This window comes from Pseudomonas gingeri (genome assembly GCF_013386115.1).
GTDB classification, from domain to species: domain Bacteria; phylum Pseudomonadota; class Gammaproteobacteria; order Pseudomonadales; family Pseudomonadaceae; genus Aquipseudomonas; species Aquipseudomonas gingeri.
This window is the reverse complement of sequence record NZ_JACAOR010000011.1, coordinates 127,157-151,750: the sequence shown is the minus strand read 5'-3', so window position 1 is coordinate 151,750 and position 24,594 is coordinate 127,157. Positions and strand designations below refer to the sequence as shown.

At 63.4% G+C, this 24,594-nt stretch carries 20 protein-coding genes; 15 read left to right on the top strand and 5 right to left on the bottom strand.

Annotation, left to right across the window (positions count from 1 at the left end; translation table 11 throughout):
- Nucleotides 1-304: 304 nt before the first annotated feature.
- The gene (locus HX881_RS21785; RefSeq protein WP_042937144.1) at nucleotides 305-742 is read right to left on the bottom strand and encodes a hypothetical protein; all 438 of its coding nucleotides are present in this window, start codon (nucleotides 740-742) and stop codon (nucleotides 305-307) included.
- Nucleotides 743-848: 106 nt separating this feature from the next.
- Between HX881_RS21785 and HX881_RS21780 the strand changes: the two genes are divergently transcribed.
- A complete protein-coding gene (locus HX881_RS21780; RefSeq protein WP_017129598.1) occupies nucleotides 849-1,289 on the top strand; it encodes a universal stress protein in 441 nt (146 codons plus the stop codon).
- 51 nt (nucleotides 1,290-1,340) lie between these two features.
- On the opposite strand, the gene HX881_RS21775 is transcribed toward HX881_RS21780, so the two are convergent.
- The gene (locus HX881_RS21775) at nucleotides 1,341-3,260 is read right to left on the bottom strand and encodes an ATP-binding cassette domain-containing protein (RefSeq protein ID WP_177086570.1); all 1,920 of its coding nucleotides are present in this window, start codon (nucleotides 3,258-3,260) and stop codon (nucleotides 1,341-1,343) included.
- Nucleotides 3,261-3,472: 212 nt separating this feature from the next.
- Between HX881_RS21775 and HX881_RS21770 the strand changes: the two genes are divergently transcribed.
- Nucleotides 3,473-5,401: a transglycosylase SLT domain-containing protein gene (locus HX881_RS21770; RefSeq protein ID WP_017129600.1), complete on the top strand. Its 1,929-nt coding sequence runs from the start codon at nucleotides 3,473-3,475 to the stop codon at nucleotides 5,399-5,401.
- Between the two features lie 161 nt (nucleotides 5,402-5,562).
- Here the strand turns inward: HX881_RS21770 and HX881_RS21765 are convergent, their stop codons facing one another.
- Nucleotides 5,563-6,369: an MOSC domain-containing protein gene (locus HX881_RS21765; protein ID WP_177086569.1), complete on the bottom strand. Its 807-nt coding sequence runs from the start codon at nucleotides 6,367-6,369 to the stop codon at nucleotides 5,563-5,565.
- A 104-nt stretch (nucleotides 6,370-6,473) separates the two neighbouring features.
- A complete protein-coding gene (locus HX881_RS21760) occupies nucleotides 6,474-7,403 on the bottom strand; it encodes a chemotaxis protein CheV (RefSeq protein ID WP_017129602.1) in 930 nt (309 codons plus the stop codon).
- Between the two features lie 578 nt (nucleotides 7,404-7,981).
- On the opposite strand from HX881_RS21760, the gene HX881_RS21755 reads away from it, so the two are divergent.
- The 3 genes from HX881_RS21755 to HX881_RS21745 all read left to right on the top strand — a co-directional run bounded on the left by HX881_RS21755 (nucleotide 7,982) and on the right by HX881_RS21745 (nucleotide 10,504).
- Nucleotides 7,982-8,446, top strand: a complete 465-nt coding sequence (locus HX881_RS21755) for an Hpt domain-containing protein (protein WP_177086567.1) — start codon at nucleotides 7,982-7,984, stop codon at nucleotides 8,444-8,446.
- Nucleotides 8,447-8,942: 496 nt separating this feature from the next.
- A complete protein-coding gene (locus HX881_RS21750; protein ID WP_177086874.1) occupies nucleotides 8,943-9,848 on the top strand; it encodes a sensor histidine kinase in 906 nt (301 codons plus the stop codon).
- On the top strand, nucleotides 9,845-10,504 hold the full coding sequence (locus HX881_RS21745; RefSeq protein ID WP_177086565.1) for a response regulator: 660 nt from the start codon (nucleotides 9,845-9,847) through the stop codon (nucleotides 10,502-10,504). The genes HX881_RS21750 and HX881_RS21745 overlap by 4 nt, the downstream gene beginning before the upstream one ends.
- Here the strand turns inward: HX881_RS21745 and yegS are convergent.
- A complete protein-coding gene (gene yegS / locus HX881_RS21740) occupies nucleotides 10,488-11,387 on the bottom strand; it encodes a lipid kinase YegS (RefSeq protein ID WP_017129606.1) in 900 nt (299 codons plus the stop codon). The two genes, HX881_RS21745 and yegS, sit on opposite strands and share 17 nt — an antisense overlap.
- A 433-nt stretch (nucleotides 11,388-11,820) precedes the next feature.
- Here yegS and HX881_RS21735 point away from each other — a divergent pair, with 433 nt between their 5' ends.
- From HX881_RS21735 to HX881_RS21690, 10 genes are all read left to right on the top strand, one after another.
- Entirely contained in the window at nucleotides 11,821-13,257 is a 1,437-nt protein-coding gene (locus HX881_RS21735; protein WP_017129608.1) for an undecaprenyl-phosphate glucose phosphotransferase, read from the top strand.
- Nucleotides 13,258-14,715: a mannose-1-phosphate guanylyltransferase/mannose-6-phosphate isomerase gene (locus HX881_RS21730; RefSeq protein WP_177086563.1), complete on the top strand. Its 1,458-nt coding sequence runs from the start codon at nucleotides 13,258-13,260 to the stop codon at nucleotides 14,713-14,715. It abuts the gene before it with no gap.
- 69 nt (nucleotides 14,716-14,784) lie between these two features.
- Nucleotides 14,785-15,558, top strand: coding sequence for a polysaccharide biosynthesis/export family protein (locus tag HX881_RS21725; protein WP_177086561.1), 774 nt, complete (start codon nucleotides 14,785-14,787; stop codon nucleotides 15,556-15,558).
- 18 nt (nucleotides 15,559-15,576) lie between these two features.
- The gene (locus tag HX881_RS21720) at nucleotides 15,577-17,571 is read left to right on the top strand and encodes a GumC family protein (protein WP_177086559.1); all 1,995 of its coding nucleotides are present in this window, start codon (nucleotides 15,577-15,579) and stop codon (nucleotides 17,569-17,571) included.
- The gene (locus tag HX881_RS21715; protein ID WP_017129612.1) at nucleotides 17,571-18,761 is read left to right on the top strand and encodes a glycosyltransferase; all 1,191 of its coding nucleotides are present in this window, start codon (nucleotides 17,571-17,573) and stop codon (nucleotides 18,759-18,761) included. The genes HX881_RS21720 and HX881_RS21715 overlap by 1 nt, the downstream gene beginning before the upstream one ends.
- The gene (locus HX881_RS21710) at nucleotides 18,751-20,076 is read left to right on the top strand and encodes a cellulase family glycosylhydrolase (protein ID WP_177086557.1); all 1,326 of its coding nucleotides are present in this window, start codon (nucleotides 18,751-18,753) and stop codon (nucleotides 20,074-20,076) included. The genes HX881_RS21715 and HX881_RS21710 overlap by 11 nt, the downstream gene beginning before the upstream one ends.
- Nucleotides 20,073-21,290, top strand: a complete 1,218-nt coding sequence (locus HX881_RS21705) for a glycosyltransferase family 4 protein (RefSeq protein WP_177086555.1) — start codon at nucleotides 20,073-20,075, stop codon at nucleotides 21,288-21,290. Before HX881_RS21710 ends, HX881_RS21705 begins: the two co-directional genes overlap by 4 nt.
- Nucleotides 21,281-22,381: a glycosyltransferase family 4 protein gene (locus tag HX881_RS21700; protein WP_177086553.1), complete on the top strand. Its 1,101-nt coding sequence runs from the start codon at nucleotides 21,281-21,283 to the stop codon at nucleotides 22,379-22,381. Before HX881_RS21705 ends, HX881_RS21700 begins: the two co-directional genes overlap by 10 nt.
- The gene (locus HX881_RS21695; RefSeq protein WP_177086551.1) at nucleotides 22,381-23,769 is read left to right on the top strand and encodes an O-antigen ligase family protein; all 1,389 of its coding nucleotides are present in this window, start codon (nucleotides 22,381-22,383) and stop codon (nucleotides 23,767-23,769) included. Before HX881_RS21700 ends, HX881_RS21695 begins: the two co-directional genes overlap by 1 nt.
- A complete protein-coding gene (locus HX881_RS21690) occupies nucleotides 23,766-24,587 on the top strand; it encodes an acyltransferase (RefSeq protein ID WP_017129617.1) in 822 nt (273 codons plus the stop codon). Before HX881_RS21695 ends, HX881_RS21690 begins: the two co-directional genes overlap by 4 nt.
- Nucleotides 24,588-24,594: the final 7 nt, after the last annotated feature.

Below are 24,594 nucleotides of genomic sequence, written 5' to 3'. Positions count from 1 at the left end.
GCGACTTTCCAGTCATTTTCCAGGCGCCCGGACGCTCCAGCAGCCGGCCTGATGGCGCTTCATTCATGAAATCAATAACAAACGAAGCGACCGAGTCAGACGGAAATACAGGAATAGACCTACCAGACCCCAAGAAACAGCCTAGTGGAAAATAGGGACGCTTTTTATGAAGACAAGGCGTAAGCTCGGCAACACAGATTGACCGGCCTGCCTGGCCAACCCCAGCCCGATGCTGCCTGTCGGGCTTTTTATTGGCTGTTTTTCCAGTCGTCGGCCGGCGCCGTTGCAGCCCGGCCCGCCTGCCTCATGCCAGTGCCTTGAGCACCCCGGCAATGGCCTGCAGCACCTGCACTTCGCCACGTTCACCCCAGTAGAGCGCGATCATCTGCCTGTCCGCCTCGACCTTGAACACATTGGCCGGCAATGTCCTGAAATGAACCAGCAGGGATTCGTCCTCCAGCACTTCGCGCCACTGGTTGACCCAGATCCCGGGCTCGGTCTGCCAGTAGCTCCAGCAAGCCGGTTCCTTGCCACGACGGGGCCGGTGATACTGTGCACAGGGGCTCGGCGGCTCCTGCGGCAGCCAGTGCGGCCACTCCTGGGGCGCCAGTTGCATGCCCAGGCCGATGCGGCGCGCCTCCATGCGCAGGGCCATCTGACCGCTCTGGCGGCGCGAGGGACGCAACCACGCCAGAGGGCTGAGGACCACTGCCAGGATTGACACCACTATCCAGACCGTCATATCTCTACTCCCCGAACATTATTCATGAGCGATTGGGTCACTGCCGAACCAATCAGCTTGAAACGAGCCATACTTACAGCAATTGCGATCCTCAGGAGGTGCCTTCATGCCCTACCACCACATTCTGGTTGCCGTCGACCTGACGGAAGAATGCGACCCGGTCATTCATCGCGCACGCGAACTGTCGGTCAGCAACAGCGCCAAACTGTCCCTGGTGCATATCGTCGAGCCCATGGCCATGGCCTTCGGCGGCGATGTGCCGATGGATCTGTCCCAACTGCAGCAGCAACAGTTCGACCAGGCCAAGGAGCGCCTGGAGCGGCTGATCCTCAAGTATCCCGAACTGTCGCGAGACACCAGTCACCTGACCTACGGCCAACCCCGCCAGGAAATCCATCACCTGGCCAAGGAACAGGCCTGTGACCTGATCGTGGTCGGCAGCCACGGCCGCCATGGCCTGGCCCTGCTACTCGGCTCCACCGCCAATGACGTGCTGCACGGCGCGCCGTGCGACGTCCTCGCGGTCCGCCTGCAAAGCAAGAGCTGATAATCAAAAAGCCCGGCACGAAGCCGGGCTTTTTGATTGCAAGTCGATCAATCAGGCATCCAGCTCGGCCCAACGCTCGACCATCACCTCCAGTTCAGCCTGGAGTTTTTCCAACCGGGCGATCACTGCTGCCGTTTCCGCTGCGGGGCGCTGATAGAAACCGGTTTCGGCCATCTCCGCCTCGACAGCAGCGATCTGCTGCTCCTTGGCATCGATCTCGCCCGGCAGGGCTTCCAGCTCGCGCTGCAGCTTGTAGCTGAGCTTCTTCTTCGCGGCCGGAGCTTCGGCCGGGGCGGCCGCCGCTGCCGGCGCAGCGGTGACGACCGCCGAATTCAGGTCGGCCTTGCCCGATTTGTTCTCGGTCACGCCCAGCAGGCGTGGCGAGCCACCCTGGCGCAGCCAGTCCTGATAACCACCGACGTATTCGCGGACCTTGCCTTCGCCTTCGAAGACCAGGGTGCTGGTCACCACGTTATCGAGGAATGCCCGGTCGTGGCTGACCATCAGCACGGTGCCCTTGAAGGTCAACAGCACTTCTTCCAGCAGCTCGAGGGTTTCCACGTCGAGGTCGTTGGTCGGTTCGTCGAGCACCAGCAGGTTCGCCGGCTTGCTGAACAGCTTGGCCAGCAGCAGGCGCGCGCGCTCGCCACCGGACAGGGCCTTGACCGGCGTCCGCGCACGCTGCGGGCTGAACAGGAAGTCGCCGAGGTAGCTGAGCACGTGACGGCTCTGACCATCGATATCGATAAAGTCGCGGCCTTCGGCGACGTTGTCGATCACGGTCTTTTCCAGGTCCAGCTGATGACGCAACTGGTCGAAGTAGGCCACGTCGATGCGGGTGCCCTCTTCCACCTTGCCGCTGGTCGGTACCAGGCCGCTGAGCATCAGCTTCAACAGGGTGGTCTTGCCGGTGCCGTTGGCCCCCAGCAGGCCGATCCGGTCGCCGCGCTGCAGGACCATGGAGAAATCCTTGATCAGGAACGGGCCGCCCGGGTGGGCAAAGCTGACATTGTCGAGGACCATGACCTGCTTGCCGGACTTGTCGGCGGTATCCAGCTGGATATTCGCCTTGCCGGTACGCTCGCGACGTTCGCTACGCTCCACGCGCAAGGCCTTCAATGCCCGCACACGGCCTTCGTTACGGGTACGCCGGGCCTTGATGCCCTGGCGAATCCAGACCTCTTCCTGGGCCAGGCGCTTGTCGAACAGTGCGTTGGCGGTCTCTTCAGCGGCCAGGGCCGCTTCCTTGTGCACCAGGAAGCTGGCGTAGTCGCCGTTCCAGTCGATCAGGCCGCCGCGATCCAGTTCGAGGATACGGGTCGCCAGGTTCTGCAGGAAAGAACGGTCGTGGGTGATGAACAGCACGGCGCCCTGGAAATCCTTCAGGGCCTCTTCCAGCCAGGCGATCGCACCGATATCCAGGTGGTTGGTCGGCTCGTCGAGCAGCAGCAGGTCCGGTTCGGACACCAGCGCCTGGGCCAGCAGCACGCGACGACGCCAGCCGCCGGACAACTCGGCGAGGGTCTTGTCGGCCGGCAACTGCAGGCGGCTCAGGGTGCTGTCGACCAGCGTCTGCAAACGCCAGCCGTCACGGGCCTCGAGGTCGTGCTGGACATGCATCAGCTTGTCCAGGTCGGCATCGGTGACTATGTTCTGGCTCAGGTGGTGATACTGCGCGAGCAACTCGCCGACGCCATCCAGGCCCTGGGCCACGACATCGAATACGGTCCGCTCGTCGGCCACCGGCAGTTCTTGCGGCAATTCGCCGATCTTGAGCCCGGGCGCACGCCAGACGGAGCCGTCATCGGGCTTCTGATCGCCCTTGACCAGCTTCAACATGCTGGACTTGCCTGTGCCGTTGCGGCCGATGATGCACACCCGCTCACCACGGGCGATCTGCCAGGACACCTTGTCCAACAACGGCATGGCGCCGAAAGCAAGGGACACATCGCTGAATTTGAGCAGGGTCATGAGCTTCTCCAAAAACCGGGCGCGCATTCTACCTGACTTGAGCCCCGAGGCGGCCGCGATTTTTGCCAATGCCCCGGCCAAGATGACATTTAGTATCAAGTTGCGTACAGCGCCCGGCAAAACTTTCGCCCGCCGCCGGCAAAAGGCTAAGCTACCCGACAATCAGTGTCGGTCCTGCCGGCACTTGCCCGTTTTTTTTGCTCGGAAGTCTCATGCGCAGCCGTCTTTTCAATTTTTTATCGTGTCTGCTTCTTTCCACCTGCGCCGTTCAAGCTGCACAGGCCGTCGACCTCGCCCAGCAACGCCAACTCTACGATGAAGCCAAGCGCGCCCTGGCCAAGGGTGACTCCGGCCCCTACTTCCAGTATCAGGACACGTTGCAGACCTATCCGCTGGAACCGTACCTGGCCTACGACGAGCTGACCGCCCGGCTGAAAACCGCCAGCAACGCCGAGATCGAGAAGTTCCTCGCCGAACACGGCGACCTGCCCCAGGCCAACTGGATGAAGCTGCGCTGGTTGCGCTGGCTGGCCGAACGTGGCGACTGGGCCCCCTTCGTCAAGTACTACGACCCGAAACTGAATTTCACCGAACTGGACTGCCTCAACGGCCAGTACCAGCTCAGCCACAACCTGCGTGCCGAAGGCTACGCCACGGCGGAAAAACTCTGGTTGACCGGCAAGACCCAGCCAGCCGCCTGCGACGCGCTGTTCGACCGCTGGGCGACGGAAGGCCAACTGACCGAGCAAAAACGCTGGCAACGCGTCAAGCTGGCCGCCGAAGCCCGCAACTACGGACTTGCCAGCGCCCTGGTCAAGGGCCTGAGCACCCTCGGCCCGCAAGGTCGGATGATGATCGAGGTGGCACAGAAACCCGACCTGCTGAGCCAGCCTTCCCGCTTCGTGCCGGCCGACGAAGCCATGTCCGACGTGGTGGGCCTGGGCCTGCGCCGCCTCGCCCGCCAGGACCCGGACAAGGCAATGGCCCTGCTCGACGGCTATGCCACCAGCATGCACTTCTCCCGTGACGAAAAGGTTTCGATCGCCCGCGAGGTCGGCCTGACCCTGGCGCGCCGCTACGACAGCCGCGCCCTCGAGATCATGACCCAGTACGACCCGGAACTGCGTGACAACACCGTCACCGAGTGGCGCCTGCGCCTGCTGCTGCGCCTGGGGCGCTGGGAAGATGCCTACCAACTGACTCGCAGGCTGCCCCAGGACCTGGCGACGACCAATCGCTGGCGCTACTGGCAGGCCCGCAGCCTGGAACTGGCGCAACCGCAGAATCCACAGGCACTGGTGCTGTTGAAGAATGTCGCCCGTGAACGCGACTTCTATGGCTTTCTCGCCGCCGATCGCTCGCAGACCGCCTACCAGTTGACCAACCGCCCGCTGGTACTCAGCCAGCAGCTGATCAACAAGGTCCGCAATACGCCAGGCGTACGCCGGGCGCTGGAACTGCATGACCGCGGCCAGATCGTCGACGGTCGCCGCGAGTGGTACCACGTCAGCCGGATGTTCAACCGTGACGAAATGGTCGCCCAGGCCAGGCTGGCCTACGACTTGAAGTGGTACTTCCCGGCGATTCGCACCATCAGCCAGGCGCAGTACTGGGACGACCTGGATATCCGCTTCCCGATGGCCCACCGCGATACGCTGGTACGCGAAGCCAAGCTGCGCGGCCTGCATTCGAGCTGGGTGTTTGCTATTACCCGCCAGGAAAGTGCCTTCATGGACGATGCCCGCTCCAGCGTCGGCGCCACCGGTCTGATGCAACTGATGCCCGGCACCGCCAAGGAAACCGCGCGCAAGTTCAGCATCCCGCTGGCATCGCCCCAGCAGGTGCTGGATCCGGACAAGAACGTGCAACTGGGTGCCGCCTACCTGAGCCAGGTCCACGGCCAGTTCAACGGCAACCGCGTGCTCGCCACCGCCGCCTACAACGCCGGCCCGGGTCGGGTCAGGCAGTGGCTCAAGGGCGCTAACCACCTGAGTTTCGACGTCTGGGTGGAAAGCATCCCGTTCGACGAGACCCGGCAATACGTGCAGAACGTGCTGTCGTACTCGGTGATCTACGGCCAGAAGCTCAACGCACCGCAGCCGCTGGTTGACTGGAACGAGCGGTTTTTCGACGATCAATAATCAGGGACCTACAGGAAGCTCCCCACAGGACCCGCGCCGAACCCTGAACAGGTGTCCGCGCGTGCCCCGTGGGAGCTGGCTTGCCGGTGAAGAGGCCGGCAAGGCTGGCACCGCCTGATCGACCGCTATCGTCGGCAAGCCGGCGCCCACCGTTCACTTCATTATTCGAGAACGGTCACCGGCATCCCCACCTCGAGCCGCCCCTGGCCGTCATTGACCAGGTTCTGCCCGAACATCACATCCCCATCCTGCTCGCGGTAGGTCTTGAGCGTCGTCAACGGTTCCCGGTCGGCGCTACGCTCCCCGGACTGCGGGTCAATGGTGGTCAGGATGCAGCGCGAGCACGGCTTGACCACGCGAAACTCGACGTCACCGATACGAATGCGCTTCCACTGATCCTCGGCAAACGCCGTGCTGCCTTCGATCACCAGGTTGGGACGAAAACGCAGCATCTCCAGAGGCCGTCCGACCTTATGGGAAAGGTCTTCCAGCGAAGCCTGGCCGATCAGCAGCAGCGGGAAACCATCGGCAAACGCCACACGGTCATCATCCCTGCCGTAGCCCGGTTGGGTGATCCGCGCCCGCTCCAGCGGTACATGCACCAGGCGCACCGGCTTGCCGATAAACCCGCTGAGCCAGGCCGCCGCTTCATCGCCAGCATCGGGCACCCGCAAGGTATCGCTCCAGATGGTCACGCCACGCAACGACTGGTCGGCCGGCGGCAGTGCCACGTCCAGCGCCGAACGGCCCGGCGCGCTCAGGGTCAGGCCACCCGCGGCATTCCACAGGGCGGACAACTGGCTCATGCCTGCGACGGCACGCTGGGTCAGGAAACGTCCGCTGGCTTCGTCCACCACCATCCAGCGTCGATCCCCGCTCAACCCCAACTCGTCGAGCGAGCTGTGCTGCAGGGATTCGCCCTTGCCGGACTTCAATGGGTAACGATACAGCGCGCTCAGACGCAACATGTCCAACTCCCGTAGAGGTAAAACCCCGATTCTACAGGAGGGTGGACCAGCGCAACACCGAGCGGCCGGCCAAACAGCGGCCTATGGCAGCCAACCGTACGGGATCAGGCTTCATCCAGCAGCAGACGCTGGCGCACCACATCCACCAGTTTGTCTGGCTGGAACTTGGACAGGAAGTTGTCGCAGCCAACCTTCTTCACCATGGCATCGTTGAAGCTTCCGGACAGCGAAGTATGCAGCACCACATACAGACCGCGCAGGCGCGGGTCGTTGCGAATCTCGGTGGTCAGGCGGTAGCCGTCCATCTCCGGCATTTCCGCATCGGTAAAGACCATCAGCAGCTTGTCGGTCATCACCGCGCCGGCATCGGCCCAGCCCTTGAGCATGTTCAAGGCCTTCAGGCCATCGCTGGCGATATGCATCTTCACCCCCAACTGGCCCAGGGTATCGCGCAGCTGCGACAAGGCCACGTTGGAGTCGTCGACCAGCAGCACCTCGCGGCCCCGCGCACGCTCCATCACCGGGTCATCGAGTTTTTCACGGGACACCTTGGCGTTGTACGGAACGATCTCCGCCAGGACTTTCTCGACATCGATGATTTCCACCAACTGGTCGTCGACCTTGCTGATGGCGGTCAGGTAGTGCTGGCGGCCGGCACTGGTCGGCGGCGGCAGAATCGCCTCCCAGTTCATGTTGACGATGCGATCCACGCCACCGACCAGGAAGGCCTGCACCGAACGGTTGTATTCGGTCACGATAATGGTGCTGTTGGGGCCCGGTACCAGGGGACGCATGCCGATCGCCTGGGACAGGTCGATCACCGGCAGGGTCTGCCCCCGCAGATTGACCACACCGCAGACAAACGGATGGCGCTGCGGCATCAGGGTCAGCTTGGGCAGTTGCAGGACTTCCTGAACCTTGAACACGTTGATCGCGAACAGCTGGCGACCGGCCAGGCGAAACATGAGAATCTCCAGACGATTCTCACCCACCAGTTGCGTACGTTGGTCTACCGTGTCGAGAATGCCGGCCATCAATCACTCCTGGGGCGCTGATACAAAAAGACTACATTGAGAGAGTTATCGGCCGGACCCGCCAGACCTTGACCCTCCGACAAAATGCCATGCAAAACGTTTGATGTCACATTAACATCATGCTTTACTGGACTCATCGCCTTGACTCGACACAATTCCCTCCCGGCGCGACCACAAATTGCTCCTTTGGTTCCCCTCCATAGGGGAATCCCCTAGTAACAATCAGGCCCAACCTGATATTCGCGATATCCAATAGCCATTAATGTGACGCCATTCTCATTGCATGAATGGAGTCAGGCTTTTGCTTTCGATCGCGGGACGGTGGCCAGAAAGCCAGGCAAGGCGCCTCACAAATCTTGTGGAAGCGCTCTGGAACGGCCCTTTTGAACGATCTCTGCAAGCGTCGGGACTCTTTTTCCTGAAGATGAGCGCGCGCAACCCAAGAATGTTGCGCAATCAATCAAGACTGAAACAATCGGAAACAGACTACAGACATCCTCTGTTGGCCGACATTAACTTAACGCCGTTCGCCAAGCGCGACGTTCTATCGCCTGCCGATGTTTTCATGGAGATAAAGCATGCTGAACGGTAAAGAGTGGCAGACGAGTCTGCCGGAATTCCTCGTCGAGGCTGGAACCCTGCAGGCGAAAATGCAGGAGTGCTGCCAGCACCTGGGCCTGATCCGCAACGATCGGGATGCGATCGACTGCCTGCTCGCCGCGCTGCACAAGCTGGCCGGCCGCGCCGATGTGCTTGGCGTACGCTGCATGGCCGACTTCTGCCGGCATATCCACGGCGTGCTGAGCCATGCTCCCGAACAGCTCAACCTGCACAATGACGCCTTGCAGGCGCTGCAGGACTGCCTGACCCTGCTGGCATGGCAACTGGAACTGATCGATCCCCGTACGGGCCAGTTGAGCCTCGACGACAGCGAACAGGCCGAACTGATCGCGGCCCTGGCGGCACAGACCGACCTGTCCGGAACCCAGTTCACCGAGCCGAAAGCCTTCGCACTGATCACCTTTCCCGGACAATCCGTTTGAACAGCAGCACTCTCGCCCATGCATTTACATTAGCTATTTCCAATAGTTAAACGCGTCTTACGCCTCCCTCATAGTCAAAACCGACACGACCAACTAACGAGCAACTTCCCGGTTTCAGACTGGGTTTTTTAGTGCGCGAAGAATAACTAGCGTACACATGACAAAGTGCCGTAAGTTCACAAGTAAGCAGACTGCAGCGAGCGATTTCCCAGGCATTCTGGAACCATCGTACAAAAAATGCTGACCATTCGGACATATATCACCGGGGACGACCAACCTTAAACGAAGTGCTATTATGCTGCCCGCTCACTTATGTGCTTGATGGCAAAGTGATTTCATCTTGATTCATGATGACGCCAGCACTGTTTTGCCGTGTAAACATATACATCACACCACCTTGTGTATAAGTATTGAACCGTAGCCGTTTTTTCAAACAGAGTCCTGCCGGCGACAGCGTGGGGCTCCCCGTAGCGAACACTCATTGGCTCTACACGCTATGTACGCCAGCCTCAAGTCCTTAAAGCCTTGGCTCCCCTCTCGCAAAAACGCCCGCCGGCTGACCGTCCTGCTCTGTGTCGCCTCGGCCGTGATGAGCCTGTCGGTCTATCTGAATTGTGCGAGCCTGCCGCGAAGCCTGTTGCTGCTGATCCTGCTGATGCTGAACCTGGCCGCGCTGACCAGCGTCTGGCTGCAGCACCGGGTGTCACAGACATCGATCAATTTTCAACCCCAGGAACTCGCCGATCGCCTGCTGGAAGTGCAGGAAAACGAACGTCACCGCCTCAGCCGTGAACTGCACGACGATATCGGCCAACTGCTGACGGCCGCCAAACTGCAGACCCAGTGGTTGCAGGGACGCCTGCCGGAGGAATTGCGCAACCACTGCGCCGACCTGAGCAATACCCTGGACGAAACCCTGGCCAAGGTGCGGGACGTGTCGGCGATTCTCAATCCACGCCAGTTGGCCAGCCTCGGACTGGAAGCCAGCCTGCGCGCCCACCTGCTCAAGACCCTGGGCAATACCACGGTGCACTGGAGCCTGGAATGCCAGCAGCGGTTGACCGGGTTGTCCGAGGAAATGGCCGTGACCGCCTTTCGCGTGACCCAGGAAGCCGTTACCAACATGTTGCGCCACGCCAAGGCCAGCAACCTGCTGATACGCCTCAAGCGCCTGCCCGAAGGCCTGTCGCTGCATATCGCCGACGATGGCCTGGGTTTTTCCCCGGCGGCCAATCCGGGCGAGCAGGGCCAGCGCGGCATGGCCGGCATGGCGGAGCGTATCGAACAGTTGGGCGGCACATTGACAGTCACCAGCGGACCCGGCAAAGGTACGCAAATCGAAGCCCTTCTTCCCTGGGCCCCTCGGGCCCTCGAACGAGCCAGTACGAATAAGGTTCTATGACCTGCAACTTACTTCTTGTGGATGACCACTCTCTGATCAGGGCCGGTGTGCGTGCCCTGGTACTGGATATTCCGGGCTACGCCGTGATCGGCGAAGCCAATGACGGCGCACAGTTGCTCGAAACCGTCGAACGCCTGAACCCGGATATCATCCTGCTCGACCTGTCCATGCGCGATACCGGCGGGCTCGACGCCTTGCGCCAGCTCCAGGCGGTACGCCCGCAGAGCAAGGTACTGATCCTGTCGATGCACACCGATCCGCAGTTGATCATGCAGGCCCTGGAAATCGGCGCCCATGGCTATCTGCTCAAGGACACCACCGCCACCGAACTGGCCCAGGCCCTGGAGGCCTTGCGCAACGACGAGCGCTACCTCAGCCCGGCGATCGCCCACACGGTGATCAACCAGGCCCTGACCCAGGTCCAGCACCATTCGCCGGTGGAAACCGAGACCCATAACCTGACCGGACGTCAGCTGGAAATCCTGCGGTTGATCGTGCGCGGCAAATCCACCCGGGAAATCGCCAACGGCCTGGGCCTGAGCATCAAGACCGTGGAAACCCACCGCTCGCAGATCATGAAGCGCCTGCAGATTTTCGACGTCGCCGGGTTGGTCCTGTTCGCCGTCCGCGAGCGCATCATCAGCCTCGACGACTGAGCAGCGGCGAGTCCGCCGGCAAATGCACCTGCAACGCCCCGGCACGCGCCTCGAAACGCAGGCAATCGCTTTCCAGGGGTTCGCCGTCGAGGTTCAGGTACAAGCCTTCGGCGACCTTGATCTCGACCCAGGGCAGGCGGGCCCGGACGAACATGTTGTCGATCCCCCAGCCATCGCTCATCAGGCTGCGCAGCGTCCCCACCACCTCCTGGGGCGCCGGCAGGATACTGATATCGAGCAGGCCATCATCGGCCAGCGCCTCGGGGCACAGCAGGTGCCCGCCGCCTGCCTGGCGCCCGTTGCCGATCCCCAGTGCCAGCAGTTCACCCCGCCAATGGAAATCCGGCCCCTGCAACTCGCCATAGGCGGCATGCAGTTCGTTGAAGCGTGACAACCCGGTAAACAGGTAGGCCGCGCCACCCAGGACCTTCTTCAGGTCTTCCGAGGTATTGGCCGTCACCTGACTGCCGAAACCGCCGGTGGCCATGTTCAGGAACAACTGCCCGCCGACAGCGCCCAGGTCGATCGGCCGGGCCGGCACCTCCAGCAGTTGCAAGGCCAGGGCCGGCTCCAGCGGCACTCCGGCGGCACGGGCAAAGTCATTGGCGGTGCCCAGCGGCATCAGCACCAGGCTCGCCTCGCTGGCGGCCAGGGCCAGGGCTTCGGCGATCTCGCGCAAGGTGCCGTCACCACCGCCGGCGATCAACTGCCGATAACCCATGTCCAGCGCTTCATCCACCAGGCGCCGGGCATCGCCGGCCTCCCAGGTGACGCGTACCGCCAGTTCCCAGCCTTCCCGCCGCTTGCCCTCGACCGCTGCCCGCACGTCTTCGTTGAGGGCCTGCTTGCCATGCAGAATCAGCAATGCCTTGCGCTCGTTCATGAGCCGTTTCTCCTGTGTCGATGGGCCTGGAACATGTGGACCACGGCGAGCTGAAAACGACCTGGCGCAACGGGATTTATTTCACCGCCACCCGCCCGAGCGCTGCCCGAGCGCTCTGGAACGCGCGTGATATAGCACAACAGGGGCGCTTCGGATTTTTTTTAGCTACAAGACATCATTCAATTAGCGACCCGCTGTTTCATGAGCTTTACTCAAGCCCGTGCCATTCAAACGAGAGGAAATATCGGCCACCGCAACGATAAAAGCGGGGGCATACCTTCAAACGGTTGACTGCCGATACCGGGCCCGCCCGGTAGAGAATTAGCCATCAGGGACGGGGTTATCGCGAAAAACCTTGTGGCTTTGCCATAGGAAGTACCTGCCGTAGTGCTTCGTAGTTGCCATTTCGCGATGGTAGAAAGGGAGGGGTCACATGCGTTTGCAACCCGTCGACAGCTTATTGCTCACTCGACCCAGCATGGTCGAGTACTTTCTGTTCGGCATTCGTCTGGTCCACGGCCTGACAGCCATTCTGCCCGGGCTGTTGCTGCTGGTTTACCTGCGCGAGCAGAGTCCCGAGATCACCCGCAGCTACCTGACCATCCTGCTGTTCTTCGGCGTCATCAGCGTACTGATCTTCCAGGCCCTGGGGGTCTATGCCGAAACCATCTTCAGCAACCTGCTGCGCTTCCAGCTCACCCTCTTCGCCTGGTCCTCGGCGTTCTGCCTGCTGCTGTTCATGCACCACGGCCTGCAACTGTTCAGCTACCTGACCAATACCCAACTGCTGGTCTGGTTCCTCGCCAGCCTGGTACTGTTCGGCATCGAGCGCCTGATCCTGCTGACGCTGTTCCAGCAACTGATGCAACGCGGCATCTTCCTGCAGAACGCGGTGATTCTCGGCGCCACCGAGAACGGCCAGCGCCTGGCCGAATACCTGGCCCAGCACCAGGACATCCGCTCCGGCGTCATCGGCTTTATCGACGACCGCATCGGCCGGCTGCCGAAAACCATGGTCAACCTGCCGCTGCTGGGCAACTCCAGCGACCTGGAACGGCTGATCCGCGAGGAGAAGGTCACCCAGGTGCTGGTCGCCCTGCCCTGGTCGGCCGAGAACCGCATGGACTACATCATCCGCGAACTGCGCCGGCTACCGGTCAATGTGCTGCTGGTGCCGGACATGGTCGCCTTCCGCCATGCCCACAACCGCATCACCGAAGTCGCCAACCTGCCGATGTTCAACGCTTCCGAAGTGCCCCTGCGCGGCTGGTCGCCGATGTTCAAGCGCCTCGAGGACATGGTGCTGTCGAGCACCGCGCTGATTCTTTTGTCACCGGTGATGCTGCTGGTGGCCCTGGCGATTAAACTCGACTCCCCCGGCCCGGTGCTGTTTCGCCAGAAACGCTATGGCTACAACAACCGGCTGATCGAAGTCTTCAAGTTTCGCTCGATGCATCAGCACCAGAGCGACGCCAACGCAGAGAAACAGACCACCCGTGGCGACCCACGGATCACCCGGGTCGGCCGTTTCATCCGCAAGACCAGCCTCGACGAGTTGCCCCAATTGTTCAATGTATTCATCGGCAGCATGTCCATGGTCGGCCCGCGCCCCCACGCCACGGCGACCAAGGCCGCCGGCATCCTGTTCGAAGAAGCCGTCAAGGAATACACCTCGCGCCACCGGGTCAAGCCGGGGATCACCGGGCTGGCGCAGATCAACGGCTATCGCGGCGAAACCGACACGCTGGAAAAAATCGAGAAACGCGTGGAGTTCGACCTGGAGTACATCGAAAACTGGTCGATCTGGTTCGACCTCTACATTCTGTTCCGCACTGTCCCGGCAGTGCTCCTGACGCGCGAGGCCTTCTGAATGAGCCTACTCATTCCCTGCATCATCGCCGGCGGTGCCGGCACCCGACTCTGGCCGGTGTCCCGCGAGGCCATGCCCAAGCCCTTCATGCGCCTGCCCGACGGCGAAAGCCTGCTGCAGAAGACTTTCCGCCGCGCCGCCGGTCTCGCTGACGTCCAGCGCCTGCTGACGGTGACCAACCGCGAGGTGTTCTTTCGCACCCTGGATGACTATCGCCTGCTCAACAAAAGCGCCGCGGCCCTGGACTTCATCCTCGAACCGTTCGGTCGCAACACCGCGCCGGCGATCGCCGCCGCCGCCCTGCATGTCGCCCGCCTGTACGGCGAGGATGCGCAACTGCTGGTGTTGCCCGCGGACCATCTGATCAAGGACCTGGACGCCTTCGCCAAGGCGGTGCGCAGCGCCCGGCAACTGGCGGAACAGGGCTGGCTGGTGACCTTCGGCCTGGTGCCGACCAAGGCCGAGACCGGCTTCGGCTATATCGAGAAAGGCCAGGCCCTGGGCAACGACAGCTTCCAGGTCGCCCGCTTTGTCGAGAAGCCCGACGCGGCCACTGCCCAGCGCTACCTCGACGGTGGCCTGCACCTGTGGAACGCCGGCATGTTCTGCATGCGCGCCGACGCCGTGCTGCGCGAACTGCAGGAACATGCACCGGAGGTCCTGGCGGCGATGACCGAGTGCCTGGCCCACAGCCACAGCCGCGAGGGCAACCAGGAATTGCAGCTGGAACTCGACGGCAAGACCCTGGCCCTGGCCCCGGATATTTCCATCGACTATGCGTTGATGGAGCGCTCGCAAAAGGTCGCGGTGGTGCCCTGCCAGCTCGGTTGGAGCGACATCGGCTCCTGGCAGGCGGTACGCGAATTGAGCCCGGCCGACGCCAACGGCAACCAGTGCAATGGCGAAACCGTGCTGCATGACGTGAGCAACTGCTACATCGACTCGCCCAAGCGCCTGGTCGGCGGGGTCGGCCTCAAGGACCTGATCATCATCGACACCCCCGATGCCCTGCTGATCGCCGACGGCAAGCGCAGCCAGGACGTTCGGCTCATCGCCCAGGAACTCAAGCGCCAGGGCCATGACGCCTACCGCCTGCACCGCACCGTGACCCGGCCATGGGGCACCTACACCGTGCTCGAAGAGGGCAAGCGTTTCAAGATCAAGCGCATCGTGGTCAAGCCCGAGGCCTCACTGTCGCTGCAGATGCACCACCACCGCAGCGAACACTGGATCGTCGTCAGCGGCATGGCGCGGGTCACCAACGGCGACCACGAATTCCTGCTCGACACCAATGAATCGACCTTCATCAAACCGGGCAAGACCCATCGCCTGGTCAACCCCGGGGTGATTGATCTGGTGATGATCGAAGTGCAGAGCGGCGAGTACCTCGGCGAGGACGACATCGTGCGTTTCACCGACATTTACGGGCGGGTTCCCGCCACCACCGACAAGGCCTGAAACACCGTCAACGCAATGCCACCTAGCCCGTCAGGGAGCTGCAGATATGCACGACAGGAAGACTGACCGATGAAAAACATCCTGCTGATCCTCAGTGTTTTCTTACTCAGCGCTTGCAGCATCCCGGCCAAGGTGGCCCTGCCGGAAGACAACATATTGCGTGAAGGTCACCGCGCCGGTGACGCCCTGGCCGGCAAGCCGTTGCCGGCGCAGCGGATCCGCGCCGGCGATACCCTGCGTATCGTGCGCAACACCGGCGAGGCGCCGTCGATCTCCGCGTTCACCGCCAACTCGATCTATGAACTGACCCTGTTCACCGTGATGAACGACGGCAGTTTCGCCTACCCCTACATCGGCAACGTCAAGGCGGCGGGCCTGACCCCGCAGCAACTGACGCTGGTCCTCGAAGACAAGCTCAAGAACATCTACCAGGACTCGGCCCTGACCGTGAACATCTCCACCGCACCGAGCAACACCGTGTTCGTCGGCGGTTCGGTGCGCAACCCCGCCAGCCTGCCGGTGACCACCGTCACCACCCTCGAACAGGCGCTGATCGGCGCCGGCGGCCTGCTGCCGGTGGGCGACAGCCGCAACGTCGCGCTGCTGCGCCAGGAAGACGACGGCCGCTACAAGACCTACTTCTTCGACTACCGCGACACCATGCTCGCCGGCGTCAGCAACCGGCCGCCGGTGCTGCTGCAACGCGGCGACGTGGTGTTCGTGCCCAAGTCCCATGTGGGCAATGGCATCGAATGGGTCGACCTGTACCTGAACCAGCTGATTCCGTTCCAGAAATCGATCGGTATCGGGGTGAACTACAACTTGCGCGATAACAACAACTGATCGTTAAGGACAACAGACATGATCAATATCCGTTCCTTCCGCGATTTGTTGCGCCTGTTCTTCATCTTCAAGCGCGAAGTGAAAATCACCGTGCTGGTGACCCTCATCATCATCCTGCTGGGGGCCTTCCTGCTGCCGAACCGATACGAGTCCACGGCGTTGTTGCTGGTCAAGCCCGGGCGTGACACCAGCACCCTGCCGATCGAGATCTCCGACCGCCAGGCCACCATCATCCCCAGTGCCCAGCGTGATCCGATCCTCGACGAAGAGCGCATGCTCACCGGACGACCGATTGCCCGCCTGGTCGCCGAGCAATACCTCGACCAGTTGTCCAAGGTGCCGCCACAGGAAGGTTTTATCGGCACCCTCAAGACCCTGGTAAAAAGCGCGGTGCAGGGTGTGATCGAAGCCGGCCGCGGCTTCCTGCAACTGCTCGGCCTGGTGGAAAAACAGACCCCGGTCGAACGCCTGGCCGATCAGTTGTCGAGGAATTTCAGCGTGACCCACGCCGCCGGTTCTTCAGTGATGGAGATCAGCTTCAAGTGGAACGATCCGCAGGTCGCCCAGACCATCGTCAAGAGCTGGGTCGAACAGTACGAGCTGGAACGCACCCGCAGCCTCGGGCGCAAGAGCCTCTACACCTTCTATGAAGGCGAGAGCAAGGCGACCCAGGCACGGATCCTCGACTACAAGAAACAGATCGAGACCCACCTCAACCAGTTGGGTGCGGTGAGCATCGCCGAACGCCTGAACGATATCTCACGCAACCTCAACAACCTGCGCGGCGAGCACCTGAACACCACCCGTGCCGTCGCCTCGACCCAGAGCGGCCTGGAGCGGATCCAGGCGCAGCTCAACAGCATGAAGAAAGAAATCAGCATCGGCCGGCAGATGAGCATCAACCCGGACCGCCAGGACCTGCAACAGCGGATCAACGCCAAGCAGATCGAGCGCCAGGAAATGCTCCGCACCTTCAAGGAAGGCGCGCCACCGGTGCGGGCCATGGACACCGCCATTGCCAACCTGCAGGACCTGCTCAAGTCGCAGAACGCGGTGGTCCAACGCACCGACAACCTCGCGCCGAACCCGGTCTACACCCGCCTGCAGAACAGCTTCGCCGATCAGCAGGCCAGCCTCAGCCGCCTGACGACCCAGGCCGCGCAACAGAAAACCCAGCTCGAACAGCTGGAAAAGGATCGTCGCCAGGCCCTGGCCATCGAGCCGGAAATGTCGCGCCTGCAACGGGAACTCGACGCCGCCGAGAAAAGCTTCGCGCTGTACAGCGACAGCACCGAGAAAGCGCGGATCGACCGTGAACTGGACAAGAGCCAGATCAGCAACATCGCGGTGATCGAGCAGGCCACCCTCAACGAAAGCCGGGTCTTCCCGAAAAGCCTGAGCATGTTGCTGCTGGCGATTCCCCTGAGCCTGGCGGTCGGCCTGCTGGCCCTGTACTTCTTCTACCTGCTGGACCAGCGCATCCACGACGGCGACAAGATCGAGGAACGCTTCGGGGTCAAGGTCTGGACCAGCCTGCAGGACATCAGCGACGGCCAGGCGCAACGGCGCACGGCCTTCACCGCGAGCATGTACCGGCTGTACGGGGTGCTACCGCTGGAACAGGTCGCCGAACACGGCCTGGCCATCGGCCTGACGTCGGCCCGCCATGGCGAAGGGGTCAGCTTCGTCATCGAGCATCTCACCCAGTTGCTGCGCGAGCGCGGCCATAACGTCCGTATCGCCGGGCCGGGCCCCGCGCAACCGGGAGAAATCCTCCTGCTCGATGCCGGCGGTTTCTTCTCCAACCAGGAAGCCTTCGTGATCCTGCGCCAGGCCAATCTGATTGCGCTGATCGTCGAGGCGGAAACCACCACGGTGCCGATCCTGGAGAACGCCCTTTCGACCCTCAACACCGCGTTCAAGCGGGTCGACGGCATCATCCTCAATCGCCGCCGCTTCGAGATCCCGGAGCGTGTCCTCAACGCCCTGGCCCGTATCCGGAGCCATGCCTGATGCATATCGCCCTGCTCGCCCCCCTGCCCCCGGAACAGAACGGCATCGCCGACTACGCCGGGCACCTGAAGGCCGCGCTGGAAAGCCAGGGCGTGCGTGTCAGCACGCCGCTGGCGGGGCTGGGCAACGATCCGCAGCGAGCGATCCAGGGAGTGGCCGACGGCGATTGGCACGGGATCGACCTGGTCCATGGGGAAATCGGTGGCGGCCGCCTGGCCGAGTTCCACGCCCTGAAAGCCTTGCGCGCGCGCTTTGCCCGGTTGCCGCTGACCGCCACCATCCATGATCCGGAACGCCTGGTCTGGCGCCGCGAGCGCCTGCCCTGGCCGCTGTCGCTGGCGAGCAGGCTGCCGTCACCGCTGCCCCAGGTAGCGACGGTGCTGGCCGACCCGCTGTGCCTGCACGAAGAACGGCAATTGGCGCGCAGCCTGACCCGACTGATCACCCTGACCCAGTCCGGCGGCCACTGCCTGCGCCAGCGCATGGGCCTGCACAGCGAACAGATGGCGGTGATCCCCCATGGCAACCTCGCCATCGCCCCGGCCCCGCTGCCATCCCTGGATCCGTTGAAGCTGCTGTACTTCGGCTTTATCTATCGCGGCAAGGGCATCGAGGACCTGCTCGACGCCCTGGCGATGACCTTTGCCCAGCAACCCGGATTGCGCGCCAGGCTGCGCCTGACCCTGGCCGGTGGCAGCGAACCGGAAATGGCCTTCGGCCCGGCCGGCAGCTACCTCGATCAGTTGCGCCAGCATATCCGGCGACTCAACCTGCAAGACAGCATCGACTGGCAGCTCGACCTGCCGGCCGCCGAGATTCCCCGGGTGATCCAGGCCCACCACGTGATGGTCCTGCCGTACCGCGAGTCGAGCAAGCTCAAGCTGCTGGGCAACCTGCGCGGTACCAGCGGCGCGCTGTCCTGGGCCGCCGCCTGCGGCCGTGGCGCGATCACTTCCGACGCCCGCTCCTTTGCCGAAGAGGTGGCCCAGGGCAACGGGGTGATCTTTCCCCAGGGCAATGTCAGCGCCCTGGCCGCCGAGATCAGCCATCTGTGTGCCACCCCCGAGCTGGCGATCCGCTGGGCCGAGCACGCCAGCATGATCGGCAACCAGCGGGTCTGGAGCCAGACCGCGAAACGCTTCCTGCAGGTCTTCCAGGAAGCCTGCCGAGGACAAGAAGATGTTGCGTAGAACCTTGCTCTGGTTGCCGCTGCTGGGACTGCTGGGCGGCGTGGCCTGCACGCTGCCCTGGAGCACCGGCGCCCAGGCCCAGGTATTGCTCAAGGCGCCACGGGCAGTCGAGTGGAAAGACTTCCTCGGAGTCAACGTGCAGTTCCAGTACTTCGACCCGGCCATTTACCAGAAGCAGATGGACCGGCTCGACGCCCTGGGCCTGAACTGGGTACGCCTGACCATCCACTGGCCGATGATCGAACCGCAGGCGGGGGTCTATGATCTCGCCACCCTGGACGCCGCGATGACGGCGATGCAGAGCCACCGGTACAACACCGTCGCCTATCTGGTCGGCTCGCCAGCCTTTGCCAGCAGCGCCCCGGCCAGTACGCCCAGTGCCGACCAGTACCCACCCAGCGATTTCAATCTGTTCGCCAGCCGCATGGCGACCCTGGCCCGGCGCTATCCCCAGGTGAACACCTGGCAGGTCTGGAACGAACCGAACATCATCTGGCTGCCCAAGGAAGACCCGACGGCCTACTACCGGCTGCTGACCACCACCGCCAAGGCGATCCGCGCCGCCGTGCCGGGCAAACCGGTCGCCACCGCCGGCATGGCCTACTACAGCCAGATGCACAGCACCCCGGGGCTGATGCTCGACAGCCTGCTGAGCCAGGGCCTGGCCAGCCAGAACATCATTGCCGCCTACCATCCCTACTCCGAGCTGCCCGAGGGCGACAACGCCGGCACGCAGGATTTTCTCAGTCAGGGCAATGGCCTCAACAGCACCCTGCATAGCGCCGGCGTGTCCCAGGTCTGGGCCACCGAATGGGGCTGGTCGAGCTATGCCGGACCACGGGAAATGCAGGCGCTGATCGGCATCGGCGGCCAGCAGGACTACACCCTGCGCCGACTGGCCCTGATGAGCGCCATGGACTACCAGCGGATCTTCCTCTTCAACCTCAGCGACCTCGACTCCCGGGCCAGTCCGCGTGACCAGTACTACGGCCTGCTGGACCTCGATGGCGAGCCGAAGCCGGTCTACACCGCCCTGAAGAACTTCTTCGACGTCACCGGTCCGGCGCTGCAACCCGCCGACACCCCCAGCCTGAGCAATGCGCCCGACGATCTGTTCAGCGTCACCTGGACCCGTGGCGACGGCGCCCGTGTCTGGATGTTCTGGAGCGCCAGCGGCACCCGCCTGCAACTGCCCGGCGTGACCCGCGCGGCGCTGTTCGATCCCCTCGCCGGCACCCGTACCGACCTGAGCGATGCCCAGGCCGTCACCGTGCCGCTGAAAACCAGCCTGCAACTGTTGGTGTGGTCGCCATGAAAATTCTCTGGACTCTGCCCTACCTGCCCTGGCCCACCACCAGCGGTGGCAAGACCCGGCAATTCCACCTGCTGCGCAGCCTCGCCGCGCGCGGGCACCGGATCACCTTGCTGGTGCAGTCGAAGAGCGAACTCGACGCTGCCACGCGCAACGCCCTGGAACCCTGTCTCGAACGCCTGATCGTGGTACCGCGGCGCTCGCTGCGCAGCCTGCAGACGTTGTTCACCGTCCTCTGCGCGCCCTACCCGATGCTGGCCGCCATCAACGGCTCGGCGCCACGCCTGCAACAGCAGTTCCGGGCGCTGCTCGACGAACACTGGGACGTGATCCAGATCGAGCACAGCTACAGCTTCCAGCCCTTCGAGCAACCGCTGATCGACGCCCGACGGGACTTTATCCTCACTGAACACAATGTCGAGTCGGCCCTCGGCGCGGCCAGCTACGACCGGCTGCCGGGCTGGATGAAACCCTTCACACTGTATGACCAGTGGCGTTACCGCCGCTGGGAAAGCCGGGTGTTCCGCCAGGCCGCCGAACTGATCGCCGTGACCCGCCAGGACGCCGATGTGCTGCGCCTGCAGACCGGCAAGCCGGTGGCCGTGGTGGTCAACGGCGTCGACACCGGCCATTACGCCGGCGTCCAGCCCGACCTGCACGCCCAGCGCCTGCTGTTTATCGGCAACTATGAATACAGCCCGAACCTGGATGCGGTCGAATGGGCGCTGGAAGAAATCCTCCCGGCCCTCTGGAAGCTCAATCCCGGCGTGCGTTTCGCCATTGCCGGGTTCGGCCTGCCGGATGCCTGGCGCCAGCGCTGGGACGACCCGCGCATCGAATGGCAAGGCTTTGTCCCCGACCTGCGCACCCTGCAAAGCCGCGCCTCGGTCTTTTTCGCGCCCCTGCGCCAGGGCGGCGGCTCCAAACTCAAGGTGCTGGAAGCCATGGCCGCCGGCCTGCCGGTGGTCACCACCGACCAGGGCAGCTCGGGCCTGAAAGTCGAGAACGGCCGCCATTACCTGGGCAGCGAAGACCCGCAGGCCCTGGCCAGGATTCTCGCCGATGCCCTGGCGCACCCTTCGCGACTGCACCAGATCGCCGAAGCCGGTCGTGCCTACGTCAAGGCCGAACATGACTGGTCCGTGGCTGCCGCGCAGCTCGAAGCGGTCTACTCCCGACTCCCACGCCTCAAGGAGCAAGTGCCCGTATGCGCATAGGCCTGGATTACCGCCCAGCGGCGGGTTACACCCACAGCGGCATCGGCCGCCAGAACCTGGCACTGGAGGACGCCCTGCGCGCCCACCCCGACGTGCAACTGCAACTGTTCGGCGTGGCGCCGGAAGATCATCCGCTGCGCCGCCGGGTCCATTGCCCACGCTGGGGCGCACCGCTGCAAGGCGTGCACCGCCTGCCCCTGCGGCTGAAATTCGAGGGGGGCTTCCTGCCCGGCGCACTGCGCGAGGCCGGCGTGGAAATCTATATCTGCAACTTCAACATGGGCCTGCCCCTGGGCCGCAAGCCGGCCGGCATGCGCTATGTGCTGCAGTTGCATGACCTGTTCCAGCTGACGCTGCAGAACAGCCACGGTTCCAGGCTCAAGGAGCGGATCTACGGCACCACCGACAAGCTGTCGATCGGTCACTCGGTGAAGGTTGCCGACCGCATCTGGACACCATCGCAGTACACCGCCGACGAGCTGGTCAAGCTGTTCCCCACGGCCCGTGACAAGGTCCGGGTACTGCCCAACCTGGTCGGCGGCTTCACCGAGGAACCCGCCGACATCGGCGACCTGCAGCTACCGACGCGCTACTGGCTGGCGGTGGGCACCCGTGAACCGCGCAAGAACATGCCCTGGTTCGTCGCCGCCTGGCAGGCCGCGCGCCAGCAATCGGCCGAGGTTCCGGAACTGGTGCTGATCGGTGCGCCGGAACACCTGCCCGCGGAGCTGCAGCACCTGCCCGGCCTGCATTACCTGAACGGCATCAGCGATGCCCAACTGCACGCGGTGTACCGCCAGGCCGCACGCCTGTGGCAGCCGTCCTACGCCGAGGGTTTCGGCCTGCCGGTGATCGAGGCCCTCAGCGTCGGCACCTCGGTGGCCGTCGCCAGCGGCTCGTCCCTGGATGAAATCACCCCGCCGGACAGCCCACGCTTCTCGCCCACCGACAGCACCGCCCTGACCGCGCTGATGGTCAGCCTGGCCGACGCCCCCGGCGAAGACCCCGCGCTGCTCAAGGTCTGGGCCGCCCGCTACGCCACCAGTGCCTATCGCGAGCGCTTCAACCAACTGCTCGAGGAGCTGAGATAATGCCGTTGGCGATGCCCATAGCACTGTTGTTCAGCCTGGTATTCGGCGTGCTGGTCTGGCTGTTGCCGGCGTTCAAGGTGCTGGTGGTCCTGATCGGCATCGCCGGAGTGGTGACGATCATCCGCCACCCGCTGTGGGGTCTGCTGCTGTTCACCGTGCTCGCCACGTTCCTGCCCTACTCGACGGTACAGATCGGCCTGCGCACCACGGTATCCGAAGCGCTGGTCCTGCTGGTCTGGGGCAGCGTGCTGGTCCAGGGGATCTTCAACAACCTGCCGGCCAAACCGGCATTGCTGCGCACCGAGCGCTGGCTGGTGGCGCTGATGCTGTTCAGCGCCTTCCCCTTTGTCATCGGCCAACTGACGGTGAATGCCGACGGCAACGGCCCGGTGAACTGGATCCGCTGGTTGCTGAACCTCTCGGTACTGTTCCTCGTCCCGCGCCTGCTGGACACCACGAAGGCCCGCGAACAGGCGGTGACCGGCCTGCTGCTGGGGACCCTGCTGCTGTTGCTGCTGTCGATCCCGGTGTTTCTCAAGAACGGCACCGCCACCAGCATGACGCCGATCCTCGCCAACCTCGGCTACGGCGGGATCGAGGTCCTGGGCGACAGTCTCAGCGCCCTGTCCAACCGCATGGGCTCGCCCTGGATGCACCCCAACGTCACCGGCGGCGCCCTGGCCCTGCTCCTGCCCCTGGCCTTCTGTTTCGGCCTGACGCGCCAGGGCTGGCCACGGGCGCTGGGCTTCGCCGTCGCCGGCCTGGGCGTGATCGCCCTGTTGCTGACCGGCTCGCGCGGCGCCCTGCTGAGCCTGATCGTGGTGCTGATATGGATGGCCCGCAAGCGCGTGCCCTACACCGGCCGCCTGCTGATGGCCGGCGTCGCCTTCGGCACCTTGCTGCTGATGTTCTACCCGCCGTTGCAAGACCGCCTGCTGACCCTCTTCTCGAGCAACGACGCCAGTACCAGCGTGCGTTTCGACGAGTACTCGCACTTCCCCGAGGCCGTCGCGATGTTCCCCTTCGGCATCGGTTTCAAGGTCGAGCCACCGGTGCCCGGCACCGGCCTCTGGGGGATTTCCAATCTGTGGCTGAACTTCGTCTACAAGCTCGGCGTGCCAGGCCTGCTGCTGTTCGTCGCGGTGATCTGGAGCTGGTGGCGGGAAACCCGTCCCTCCCGGCGCACCATCCGCCTGACGGCGGACAACGCGCTCTGGCTCGGCACCACCTCGGGCCTGATGGCCGCCCTGCTCAGCGGCATTTTCGACCACTACTTCAGCTTCACCCAGGTCCTGATCGCGCTGTTCTGGCTGCTGCTCGGCCTGAACCTGCATGAAGCCCGACGCCTCAAGCTCAAGGCCGCGAGCCTTTCTGGAGTCCAACCATGAAACACCGCATGTTTCACTCCCTGAACCTGCAGCAGGCCCTGCCCGAGTACGCGGTGAAAATGGGCGTCAACCTGGACGAACTGCAGGCCACCTATCAGTGGATGCTGGAAAACGACGTGTGCTTCGAGCAGCCGCTCAAGGGCAATGTGCTGTGCTTCATCAGCTACCTGAATATCGAGACGCGGATCGAGCCGCCACTGGCCCGGCGCTTCTATGCCTTGCTCGGGCGCGAGATCAAGGGCGCGCTGATCCCGCTCTACGGAATCAACTGGCCGACCCTGCGCGACCGCATGCTGCGCTGGTGGGAGCTGGCCTACAACATCCTGGTCTGCAAGATCCCCAGCCACACCCTGCGCCTGCTCTGGCTACGGCTGGGCGGGGCGAAGATCGGCAAGGGCTCGACGGTCTGGCGCAACACCGAAGTACTCGGCGTCGACAGCCTGCGGATCGGCAATGACAGCACGGTCGGCTGGCATTGCCAGCTGGATGCCCGGGGCGGGCTGATCATCGGCGACCATGTGACCATCGCCTCCCACGTGCTGGTCATCGCCGGTGGGCACGATGTCCAGGCTCCGGAGTTCTGGGCCGTTGGCGGGCCGGTGTATATCCGCGACTACGCCTGGGTCGCCAGCCGTGCGCTGCTCTCCTTCGGTGCCGATATCGGCGAGGGCGCGGTGGTCGGCGGCAACTGCGTGGTGTCCAAGCCGGTGCCGGCCTACGCGATTGTCGGCGGCCCGGATGCGGCGATCAAAGGCGAACGCTGCCGCAACCTGAACTACAAAGTGGGCGGCAAAGGCCTGTTCACTTTGTTCCACTGAGTCGCGA

Bases quoted from the DNA above. Each gene is read 5' to 3' on its own strand.
- HX881_RS21785 (WP_042937144.1), bottom strand. From the start codon at position 742: ATGACGGTCTGGATAGTGGTGTCAATCCTGGCAGTGGTCCTCAGCCCT.
- HX881_RS21780 (WP_017129598.1), top strand. From the start codon at position 849: ATGCCCTACCACCACATTCTGGTTGCCGTCGACCTGACGGAAGAATGC.
- HX881_RS21775 (WP_177086570.1), bottom strand. From the start codon at position 3,260: ATGACCCTGCTCAAATTCAGCGATGTGTCCCTTGCTTTCGGCGCCATG.
- HX881_RS21770 (WP_017129600.1), top strand. From the start codon at position 3,473: ATGCGCAGCCGTCTTTTCAATTTTTTATCGTGTCTGCTTCTTTCCACC.
- HX881_RS21765 (WP_177086569.1), bottom strand. From the start codon at position 6,369: ATGTTGCGTCTGAGCGCGCTGTATCGTTACCCATTGAAGTCCGGCAAG.
- HX881_RS21760 (WP_017129602.1), bottom strand. From the start codon at position 7,403: ATGGCCGGCATTCTCGACACGGTAGACCAACGTACGCAACTGGTGGGT.
- HX881_RS21755 (WP_177086567.1), top strand. From the start codon at position 7,982: ATGCTGAACGGTAAAGAGTGGCAGACGAGTCTGCCGGAATTCCTCGTC.
- HX881_RS21750 (WP_177086874.1), top strand. From the start codon at position 8,943: ATGTACGCCAGCCTCAAGTCCTTAAAGCCTTGGCTCCCCTCTCGCAAA.
- HX881_RS21745 (WP_177086565.1), top strand. From the start codon at position 9,845: ATGACCTGCAACTTACTTCTTGTGGATGACCACTCTCTGATCAGGGCC.
- yegS (WP_017129606.1), bottom strand. From the start codon at position 11,387: ATGAACGAGCGCAAGGCATTGCTGATTCTGCATGGCAAGCAGGCCCTC.
- HX881_RS21735 (WP_017129608.1), top strand. From the start codon at position 11,821: ATGCGTTTGCAACCCGTCGACAGCTTATTGCTCACTCGACCCAGCATG.
- HX881_RS21730 (WP_177086563.1), top strand. From the start codon at position 13,258: ATGAGCCTACTCATTCCCTGCATCATCGCCGGCGGTGCCGGCACCCGA.
- HX881_RS21725 (WP_177086561.1), top strand. From the start codon at position 14,785: ATGAAAAACATCCTGCTGATCCTCAGTGTTTTCTTACTCAGCGCTTGC.
- HX881_RS21720 (WP_177086559.1), top strand. From the start codon at position 15,577: ATGATCAATATCCGTTCCTTCCGCGATTTGTTGCGCCTGTTCTTCATC.
- HX881_RS21715 (WP_017129612.1), top strand. From the start codon at position 17,571: ATGCATATCGCCCTGCTCGCCCCCCTGCCCCCGGAACAGAACGGCATC.
- HX881_RS21710 (WP_177086557.1), top strand. From the start codon at position 18,751: ATGTTGCGTAGAACCTTGCTCTGGTTGCCGCTGCTGGGACTGCTGGGC.
- HX881_RS21705 (WP_177086555.1), top strand. From the start codon at position 20,073: ATGAAAATTCTCTGGACTCTGCCCTACCTGCCCTGGCCCACCACCAGC.
- HX881_RS21700 (WP_177086553.1), top strand. From the start codon at position 21,281: ATGCGCATAGGCCTGGATTACCGCCCAGCGGCGGGTTACACCCACAGC.
- HX881_RS21695 (WP_177086551.1), top strand. From the start codon at position 22,381: ATGCCGTTGGCGATGCCCATAGCACTGTTGTTCAGCCTGGTATTCGGC.
- HX881_RS21690 (WP_017129617.1), top strand. From the start codon at position 23,766: ATGAAACACCGCATGTTTCACTCCCTGAACCTGCAGCAGGCCCTGCCC.